This is a genomic window from Pedococcus sp. P2_E4 (genome assembly GCF_056403935.1).
Genome location: NZ_JBFUEO010000083.1, coordinates 1 through 1004, shown reverse-complemented (window position 1 = coordinate 1004; position 1004 = coordinate 1). Strand labels below are relative to the sequence as shown.

Below are 1004 nucleotides of genomic sequence, written 5' to 3'. Positions count from 1 at the left end.
CGACAACCGCGACGGCACGGTCACCGGCCACTTCACCGTCCCCACCCTGGCCGGGCACATCCTGCGCAAGGTCGTCCAGCAGATCGCCTCACCCCGCCGGTTCGCCCAACAGGCCGCCAAGACCGCCCGCCACGACGCCGCAGGGCGCGGCGTCACCCTCGGCAGCGACGAACTGCGGCAGGCGCAGTGGGAGGCGTTCCGGCGCGGCAGCCCCGGCCCGGGCGACACCAGCGCGACCGGCGGCCTCGGGTTCGACACCGACTGGGCGCACCGCTACGGCACCGCGTTCGTCGAGCTCCTCGAGCACCTGCCCACCGACCACCTGTCCGGCAAGGTCAACGCCACCGTCGTGGTCACCATCGACCACGACCGGCTCAAGACCCAGCTCGGCGCCGCGCACCTGGACACCGGCCACGACCTGTCCGCCGGCGACACCCGMCGCCTGGCCTGCAACGCCGCCATCCTGCCCGCCGTCCTGGCCGGCACCTCCCTGCCSCTGGACCTCGGGCGCACCGACCGGTTCTTCACCGAACACCACCGCGTCGCCCTCGCCACCACCTACGACACCTGCGCCGCGACCGGCTGCGACCGGCCCTACGCCTGGTCCGAGCTGCACCACCAGGACCCCTGGTCCACCGGCGGCACCACCAACCTGCGTTCAGCCGTKCCGCTGTGCGGRCACCACCACCGCCGCATCCACGACCCCGACTACGACCACCACATCCACACCGACCAACACGGCATCAAAACCGTCACCTACCGAAGGCGAACCTGAGACCGAGATGRACACAGCTGCCCATGCGGTGTCGCCCCAACGAGCCAGCGCGCGGGGTTGGCGCGCGCAGGGTTGGCGCGCTCGAGGGTTGGCGCGCAGCCTGGGGCGTGGGTTGGGGCGCGCGTGGTGGCCCGGTCTGGCGCGCGCGGTGGCKCGCGGGGGTCGGYGTGCAGGTTGGCGCGCGCAGGGTTGGCGCGCTCGAGGGTTGGCGCGCAGCCTGGGGCGTGGG

General features: G+C 73.6%; 1 protein-coding gene. It reads left to right on the top strand.

From position 1 onward, the window contains the following. The coding region (locus tag AC1DV7_RS18180; RefSeq protein ID WP_477598739.1) for an HNH endonuclease signature motif containing protein at positions 1-775 on the top strand (775 nt) is incomplete at its 5' end. Positions 776-1004: the final 229 nt, after the last annotated feature.